This window comes from Peribacillus sp. (assembly GCF_059453735.1).
This window is the reverse complement of the sequence record NZ_JAZVJO010000082.1, coordinates 1-7,864: the sequence shown is the minus strand read 5'-3', so window position 1 is coordinate 7,864 and position 7,864 is coordinate 1. Positions and strand designations below refer to the sequence as shown.

The 7,864-nt window shown below is 37.8% G+C and carries 8 protein-coding genes; 6 read left to right on the top strand and 2 right to left on the bottom strand.

The features are described from left to right. On the top strand, positions 1–312 hold a 312-nt coding region (locus tag AC52RT_RS02685; RefSeq protein ID WP_495539318.1), incomplete at its 5' end, for an ATP-binding domain-containing protein. 40 nt (positions 313–352) lie between these two features. On the opposite strand, the gene AC52RT_RS02680 is transcribed toward AC52RT_RS02685, so the two are convergent. Beyond that, a complete protein-coding gene (locus AC52RT_RS02680; protein ID WP_495539317.1) occupies positions 353–883 on the bottom strand; it encodes a GNAT family N-acetyltransferase in 531 nt (176 codons plus the stop codon). A gap of 227 nt (positions 884–1,110) precedes the next feature. Between AC52RT_RS02680 and AC52RT_RS02675 the strand changes: the two genes are divergently transcribed. Together AC52RT_RS02675 and AC52RT_RS02670 are read left to right on the top strand one after the other, a co-directional pair. Continuing rightward, entirely contained in the window at positions 1,111–1,308 is a 198-nt protein-coding gene (locus tag AC52RT_RS02675) for a hypothetical protein (protein WP_495539316.1), read from the top strand. Positions 1,309–1,427: 119 nt separating this feature from the next. After that, entirely contained in the window at positions 1,428–1,715 is a 288-nt protein-coding gene (locus AC52RT_RS02670; protein ID WP_495539315.1) for a DUF5658 family protein, read from the top strand. A gap of 35 nt (positions 1,716–1,750) precedes the next feature. Here AC52RT_RS02670 and AC52RT_RS02665 read toward each other — a convergent pair whose 3' ends face one another. After that, complete coding sequence (locus AC52RT_RS02665; RefSeq protein ID WP_495539314.1) at positions 1,751–2,917, bottom strand: alanyl-tRNA editing protein; 1,167 nt, start codon at positions 2,915–2,917, stop codon at positions 1,751–1,753. A 283-nt stretch (positions 2,918–3,200) separates the two neighbouring features. On the opposite strand from AC52RT_RS02665, the gene AC52RT_RS02660 reads away from it, so the two are divergent. The 3 genes from AC52RT_RS02660 to AC52RT_RS02650 form a co-directional block, all read left to right on the top strand. Further along, positions 3,201–4,814 (top strand): GGDEF domain-containing response regulator, encoded by a 1,614-nt coding sequence (locus AC52RT_RS02660; protein ID WP_495539319.1) that lies wholly within the window; start codon positions 3,201–3,203, stop codon positions 4,812–4,814. A gap of 116 nt (positions 4,815–4,930) precedes the next feature. Next, complete coding sequence (locus AC52RT_RS02655; protein WP_495539313.1) at positions 4,931–5,299, top strand: response regulator transcription factor; 369 nt, start codon at positions 4,931–4,933, stop codon at positions 5,297–5,299. Next, on the top strand, positions 5,289–7,864 hold a 2,576-nt coding region (locus tag AC52RT_RS02650), incomplete at its 3' end, for an ATP-binding protein (protein WP_495539312.1). The genes AC52RT_RS02655 and AC52RT_RS02650, both read left to right, overlap by 11 nt.

The following is a 7,864-nucleotide window of genomic DNA, read 5'->3' as shown; positions in this document are numbered from 1 at the left end:
GGCTTTCGTACCTTTGCGGTTATTACCAAGACGATGGCTGATTGTGAAAAAGCGTATTCACTTCTTGGACCGCTTGATAAGCGGATTTGTCTGCTTGGTGAACATGCTTCGATTCCAAGGGATAGCATTGTGATCCTTCCTTCTTATTTAGCAAAGGGGCTTGAATTTGATGTTGTTTATGCGTTATCCATTGATGAGATATATGAGCCGCAAAATGAATTAGACATTAAACTATTATATGTAGTCATGACACGTCCGCTGCATCAACTATTTTTCTATGGGTCCAGTAAAGAAGACTTCTTACTTCATTAACTAAGTGATGTCCGTATGATAACCAATCATACGGTTTTTTTTATAACTGTGAACGTAAGTCCTTAATAGAATCCCAGCCATATCCGATTTCTATATACCTTTTTTTATCTATTTCTATGGTTGTTGTTTCAATTATACTGCCACCGATTTGTTCGTAAAACAATCGGTAAGAATTATCCTTGAGCGCCCAAATAAGTAACTGCTCTAAACCCAGGTCATCCAGGTGGTCAAGAATGGCTTTAATTAATTGTTTCCCAATTCCTTTGCGTTGATAGGATTCCAAGAGGTAAATGGCATACACTTCACCTGTTCGATAATATTTTTGATGGTGTGTCTGCTCAGGACCGCCGCTAGCAAAACCGACGATTTCCCCGTGCTCATCTTCAGCTACAAACACGCATGAGTTAATTGTGTGAAAGTTTTTTTGCCAATTTTTCTTTCTAGTTTCTGTCGTTAACCCATTTAGGTAGTCATCTGATACAACGCCTTTATAGGTTGTCCGCCAACTGTTAACATGAACATAGGCAATTCCTTCAGCATCTTCATATACTGCTTGTCTAATCTGAACCATTTTGTCCTCCTTCTTTTTGTTTTCTTCGTATAGTTTACGAAAGTTTGTTTCGTTTGGCGAGAAGATTTCTACGTAAGAGGTTATTGGTTTTTATGGGGGGATAATTGGTTGTCAATTTGCTAAATATATAAATTGGATGTTTAAAAGGGGTCAACGTAGGTTATTTAATAAAAGAGCTAAGAAAAAAATAATGAAATACTTGAAAAAATGAAGGGAATGTCGTAATCATGACGAAACACATCATTGGTTTTTATTTTGCTGGAGGAAAAGAACTAACACATGAAGTGGAAGGGAACGAGGATACAACCCAACTGATTAGCAATATCCAAAAGCATCGCTTTTATAATATGGTGAAAAATGATACCCATTATGTTGTGGATACTGAAAAAGCAGCTTATTTTTCCGTTACAGAAGTAAAGGAATAACTAATGGTTGATAAAAAACCGTACCGAGAAACTGGTACGGTTTTTATATTCCTTGATTGTTCTTGATTGAGGATTATTTGTGCTTTATACTGGATTAAAAAGGGAGTGGGGTAGATGAAATGAATACAGCCACGATGATCTTTCTGTTATGTGCGGTTGATGCAATTTTAACTACCGCAGGACTTTCTCTCCATTTGATGGAGGAAGGAAACCCGCTTATGAACTACTTAATTGAGTTTAATATTGGCCTCTTTTTTGTGGTAAAGCTCGGCCTACCGATGATCCTGCTATTTGTCATTCCCTTAGTGAATAAAAACTGGATTTACCACTTAATGAACGTCACCGTTGTTTTATATGTTTTCATTAATATCTATCATTTGGCATGGATTTTGCCTTATCTTCTATAACAAACGCTGCATGTAAAATCACGCAGCGTTTGTCATTAATGAAGCTGTTGTTTAGCGAATTCAAAGAATTTCAGTAACTGCTCGTTTGTAAATCCAGCTTGTGCCGCTTTAGTACTCCCACCGCCTCTTCCATCAAAAAGCGGAAGCTGCTCTTTAAAAAATTGGCCGCAATCAAGCGGATTTGTTCCATTATGGGTAAGAAAGACTTTATTTTCAACTGTCGTTGCAAATAAAATGAGGACAGGCTCTTCCGCTAGTATAGAATGGGCCAGTACTTGTAATTCTTTCATGCTTTTATTATCAAAGACTTTGGACAAAAGGCCATTTTCAATTGATGTAAGCAATGTTGCTGCTTCATGGATCGCAGCTTCTTGTTTTAATTGTTCAATTTCCTTTGCTTGGTTTTTCGCGTCATTGTCTAATTTTTCAACTCGATTAACCAACTCTGACCGATGAGTATTGAAGTGTGCAGTAAGTTGATTGAGAATCCTGCTGCTTTCTGTATAATCGGCTAACGTACGCAATCCGCAAAGAAAATAAATACGTGTTTGAGATTTTTGTTTTTCTGTTTTTATGATTTTAAGCAGACCAATTTCTCCGGTTCGTTCAACGTGAGTGCCACCGCAAGGATTAAATTCAATACCTTCCATTTCCACAATTCGAATATTCTCCGAGACTTTAGGCGGTTTGACAACTGGCAGCTCTAGCAGTTGCTTATTGGTTACAAAATAAGTCGTCATTTTACGGTTTTCATAGATGTATTGATTTGCTTTACTTTCAATCGCTAAGACTTGGCTGTCAGTTAAATCAGTAAGCGCAATATCGATGGTTACATAGTCTTGTCCAAGATGAAAACTAAGTGTCTGTGCGTCAAATAATTCCCGACAAACGGCAGATAGAAGATGCTGGCCGCTATGCTGCTGCATATGATCAAAACGCCGAGACCAGTCGATTGAACAGGATACTACTTCGGAAGTGGGGGCGGTAACCAATTTATGAACTACTTCATCATTCACAAGACTCACTTCAAGAACGTCCAGCCCATTTATCGTCCCATGATCAGAAGGTTGACCTCCTCCTTCAGGGTAAAAAGCCGTTTCCGCCAGTGTTATGTAAAAGTGTCCTTCTGTTTCTTTTACACTCGTTATGGTAGTTTCCCATTCGTGTGTAAGAGGGGTAGAATAGTATAATTTTTTAGTCATCTTGATCGTCCTTTCTGATATTTTAGGTAAGTATAGCATGACTTTACTTTTGTAAGAAAAGTAAACAGGTAGAAAGCGACAGTTTGGTGAAATGTTTGGCAACCTTTTTATTATTTGGTAAAAAACTATATATCCAAACTATAATTTCCGTTAAGATATTCCTTGAACGGAAAAAAATGCGTTTCTGTTCGATATAAATGATTAATTTGTTTTGTGTAACAGAAACTGGCTTTTTGATCCTTTTTGGAACCTAAGCAGTTAGTTAGGGGCGATATACGTGAAAATGGAAAAATACCAAAACCATTTATTTAAGAATATTAAAGTACAACTAAGTCAATGGTTTGAAGAAGATAAAATAGATGAAATTAATAATGAGGAAGTTTATCGCTTTCTTCATTCAATAAAAGGAACGGCTGGCACCTTGCAGCTAGGCGGGCTCATGCAGCTTTCAGGTAATTTACTCCAAGCTAATAGTGAAATGAATATTGGAAACTGGAAAAAAAATGAACTTCGCAATTTCTTATTTGATTTAATAGAACTTACCTATGCATATGAACATTTTAATGATGTTGAATTGAAAAACGAAATCAACCGTGATAAAGCAGCAGGACTTGTTCAAATTATTGATGATGATGTATCGATGCTTATCTTTCTAAAAGATATTCTTGAGGAAAACGGTTGGATGGTGATTACCAACACCGATCCAGAGAAAGCTACACAACAATATTATGACATGCAGCCGGATTGTCTGATATTGGATGTTCAGCTTCCCTTTAAAACTGGATTTCAAATACTTGACGATATTCAACAGCATAATGAAAAGTATTTTATTCCAAAGATTATGATTAGCATTCAAAATGATAAAGAATCCAGATTGAAGGCCTATAAAATGGGGGCAGATGATTTTATCGGAAAACCCATTGATGTCGAAGAGTTTTTAGCCAAGATGGACCGGCATCTACAGAGAAAAAGACTGTTCGATCAATCTGTTTTAATCGATGAACTTACCCAGGTTTACAACCGGAGGTTCTTTGAGGATAGTATTACCCGCTACTTCCAAGACTTCAAGAGGACTAAGCAGGGATTCACGATTGCTGTCCTCGATTTAGACCGATTTAAGTGCATTAATGATACTCATGGGCATTTAATGGGGGATCAGGTGCTGATGGAATTTGCTAGATTCTTAAAAGAGAGTATACGCAGTTCAGATATTGTTTTCCGTTATGGGGGAGAAGAGTTTGTTATTATCTTTCCTCGTGCAAGTAACGAGGATGTTGAACGACTGTTAAATCAAATGATCAAAAACTTTTCAACTGTACTCTTTACTAGTAAGGACCAGACGTTTTCTGTAACGTTTTCGGCAGGGGTCTATACGGTGGAAGAAGAAGCTGTAACCCCGGAATCAGCATTTAAGAGGGCTGACCGCTCACTGTACCTGGCAAAACGTTCAGGGAGAGCAAGAGCGATGGGCGCCAAACCGTCAAATATGCTGTTTAACAAGAAAGTGCTTAATATTTCTGTTGTGGACGATGATGTCATCATTCGTACGATGTTAACGAATAGCCTGGAATCAATGGATTTGGATCACCTTGATATGAAGGTATCTGCTTATGAGAATGGAGGTCTATTTCTAGCATCAAATCAAGCGAAGGAGAATCATCCTCACTTTTTAATTCTTGATGGGATTATGCCTGATATGGATGGGTTAGAAGTTCTTAAGACCGTAAAACAAGCGAATAATGCCTCATGTTTTACCGTTCTTATGCTGACGGGGAGAAAAAGTGAAGAGGATATTGCGCGAGCCCTCCAGCTTGGTGCAGACGATTATGTCACTAAGCCCTTCAGCGTTCAAGAACTTCAGCGCCGAATTGAACGGCTGGTTAAACAAGTTAAATAAGTGATTTATTCTTTTTTGCAAAGATTTATAGTCGTTTGCCGATATAAGATATAAGCACAGTTAAATAAGGCTTATATCTTTTTTAACATGGAAAAAAGTGAGTGAGGGAAAATAATTTGAGTAGAATTCTTTTAGCAGAAGATGAAGAAGTACTTAGGATGTTAATTATTGATACGCTTGAGGATGAAGAGTATGACGTAGATGAAGCAGCTGATGGAAAAGAGGCACTCGACTTATTACAGAACAATGAATATGATCTTGTGATTTTAGACTACATGATGCCTGTATTTACTGGACTAGAAATTATTGAAAAACTTCGTGGAGGTAATCAAACGTTTCCGGGAAAAATTATGATGCTTTCTGCGAAAAGCCAAACATACGAACAAGAGAAAATTATCCAAGCGGGGGCTGATTATTTTATGCCTAAGCCATTCAGTCCTTTGAAATTAATTGAAAAAATCGAGGAAATATTAAATGAAGTTTAAAAATTACTTTAAGAAAAGCTTGGCGAGACAGGTTCTGCTGATAATGGGCAGTTCAATTATCATCTTTATCGTTTGTGTGGGTGCATTATTTTATATTCTTCAGCAATTAAATCAGGAGTTTATTCAAACGAGGAACGAAATAAAGGAAAAACAACGCCTTATTACGGATATATACGAAGCGTATGATACAACCTTTCTGAACATCCGCGGGTATATTGCTTTTGATAACCTAGAACTTAAGGAAAGTGCCATAAAGCAGGAAGAAATTATTCGTAAAAAAGCCAATGAATTAAAGAAAATTACGAATACAACAAAGGATCAGGCTATTTATCAAGATATCATTGATTTTGCTGATTTCTATTATATTAATACATTGCCCGACAGAATAGCTGATTTTGAAAAAGGCGGCAAACAGGCGATTGCAGAGAAGGTAACTACCTCAGATACACCTAGGGTGAATAGTTTTCGTGAAAATAATTTACTCGTCACGGAAGACATAGATAATGAACTTGAAGCCAATCTATCAAAGCTGACAAAGCGTCAATCAAATGTCCAAATCGCAGCTGTGGTAATATTTTTCATCTTTTTCATTTTCATGCAATACAGCATAAGAGTGTTTTTAAGAAACATTGGCAAGCCGTTAGCCGATTTATCGACCGCTGCAAATGAGATTATTGCCGGCCGAGATGCGGTGATTACACACGATTCAAACCGGATGGACGAGCTCGGCACACTCTCAATTGCCTTTAAAAAAATGGTTGCAACTGTTCAGGAGAAGGAACAGGATTTATTAGCGCACAATGAAGAATTAGTCGCACAACAAGATGAACTGCATTCTCAGCAGGATCAGCTGCAGGAAACACTTGATATCCTAACAGAGAATGAACAGATGCTAAAACGCCGAAATGAGTTCATCAATGGAATTTCTACATCACTTGATCAATCAGAAGTATTGCAGAGCATTGTTGAAAATATGTGTAACATAATCGCAGCAGAACGTGGAATGATTTTTCTCCTTAAAGAAGAGGCTTTTGCCGCTTTTGGCATTTCTGATTATGGCGTCAAACAGTTTCAAGCAAATTTAGACAGCGGCCTTAACCAAAGATTGAAAACAACCAAACGTCCGTTTACCTTTAAGCGTGAACAAGATCGCATTGAAAAAGGCTATCATGAAGGCATCAATTACAGCTACGATTTATATTTGCCCGTTTTAAATGCTTATCAAGAAATAGAAGCAATCATGGTATTCAGCCGATATGGAGACCAGTTCACGGAGAAAAATATTGATGAATGTGTGACACTGGCTAAGCAAATTGGTATCTCTTTGGAGAAAATAAGGCTTTATGAGCAATCGGAAGCGAACAGCCGATTGAATCAAGATATCTTAAATACAGTCCAAGAGGGCATTCAGCTCGTTGATAACAATGGGGAAATCGTCCATGTAAATCGTAAATTTGCTGAGATACTTGGAAAAGAAAACATCAAGGAACTAGTAGGATTGTCTTGGGAGAGCTGGACTGGGCTTGTCACTGAACAAGTTGTAGAAGATAATGTAATCGATAATTTGAGAGAATCTATTGACTCGTCTGAGAAGCAGGAGGATCAATCATTTATCTATCAAAAGAAAGACAGCAAGCAGGTTATTAAGGTGTATTGTAAGAAGTTAAAACTCGGAGATGAAGCCTATGGCACGGTTATTGTCCACCGGGATATTACGAAGGAATATGAAGTAGACCAAATGAAGAGTGAATTCGTCAGCACCGTGAGCCATGAACTTCGCACGCCGCTGGCAAGTGTTCTCGGTTTTACAGAATTAATGTTGAATCGAGAATTGAAGCCAGAACGTAAAACGAAATACCTGCAAACCATTTATAATGAAGCCAAACGATTGACAGCACTGATTAATGACTTCTTAGATGTACAGCGGATGGAATCGGGCAAACAGACATATGAAAAGAAATACATTGATTTACTTCCCGTCCTGAAAAAAACCATTGAGCACCAAGAAATAAATGCTGCCCATACAATAACATTTACTGTCGATATGGATGAGGCTGTTATCATGGGTGATCGAGTGAAAGTCGAACAAGTATTTACAAATCTCCTCAATAATTCAATAAAATACTCTCCGGATGGCGGGGAAATTCATGTGAAGGTTTCAAGTACTGATGGACGCATAAAGGTTGCGGTTATTGATCAAGGACTTGGAATTCCTAAGGACGCGCTGCCGAATCTGTTTCAAAAATTTTACCGAGTCGATAATTCAGATCACAGACGGATCGGAGGAACAGGATTAGGATTATCCATTGTAGAAGAAATTGTAAAGGCTCATGGGGGAAGTATTGCTATTGAATCAGTATATGGTGAGGGAAGCACGTTTACCATTGAATTTCCCAAGGTTGTTATTACTACTACTGGAAAGTCGGTTACACATGATGACCGAACTCATAGTTATAGCATTATGGTAATAGAAGATGACCTTAGTCTTGCAGAGCTGCTTAACCACGAACTTCTAGATAGTGGTTTTCAAGTTACCCATGTAAAGAGTGGAACAACCGCATGGGA

Bases quoted from the DNA above. Each gene is read 5' to 3' on its own strand.
- AC52RT_RS02680 (WP_495539317.1), bottom strand. From the start codon at position 883: ATGGTTCAGATTAGACAAGCAGTATATGAAGATGCTGAAGGAATTGCC.
- AC52RT_RS02675 (WP_495539316.1), top strand. From the start codon at position 1,111: ATGACGAAACACATCATTGGTTTTTATTTTGCTGGAGGAAAAGAACTA.
- AC52RT_RS02670 (WP_495539315.1), top strand. From the start codon at position 1,428: ATGAATACAGCCACGATGATCTTTCTGTTATGTGCGGTTGATGCAATT.
- AC52RT_RS02665 (WP_495539314.1), bottom strand. From the start codon at position 2,917: ATGACTAAAAAATTATACTATTCTACCCCTCTTACACACGAATGGGAA.
- AC52RT_RS02660 (WP_495539319.1), top strand. From the start codon at position 3,201: ATGGAAAAATACCAAAACCATTTATTTAAGAATATTAAAGTACAACTA.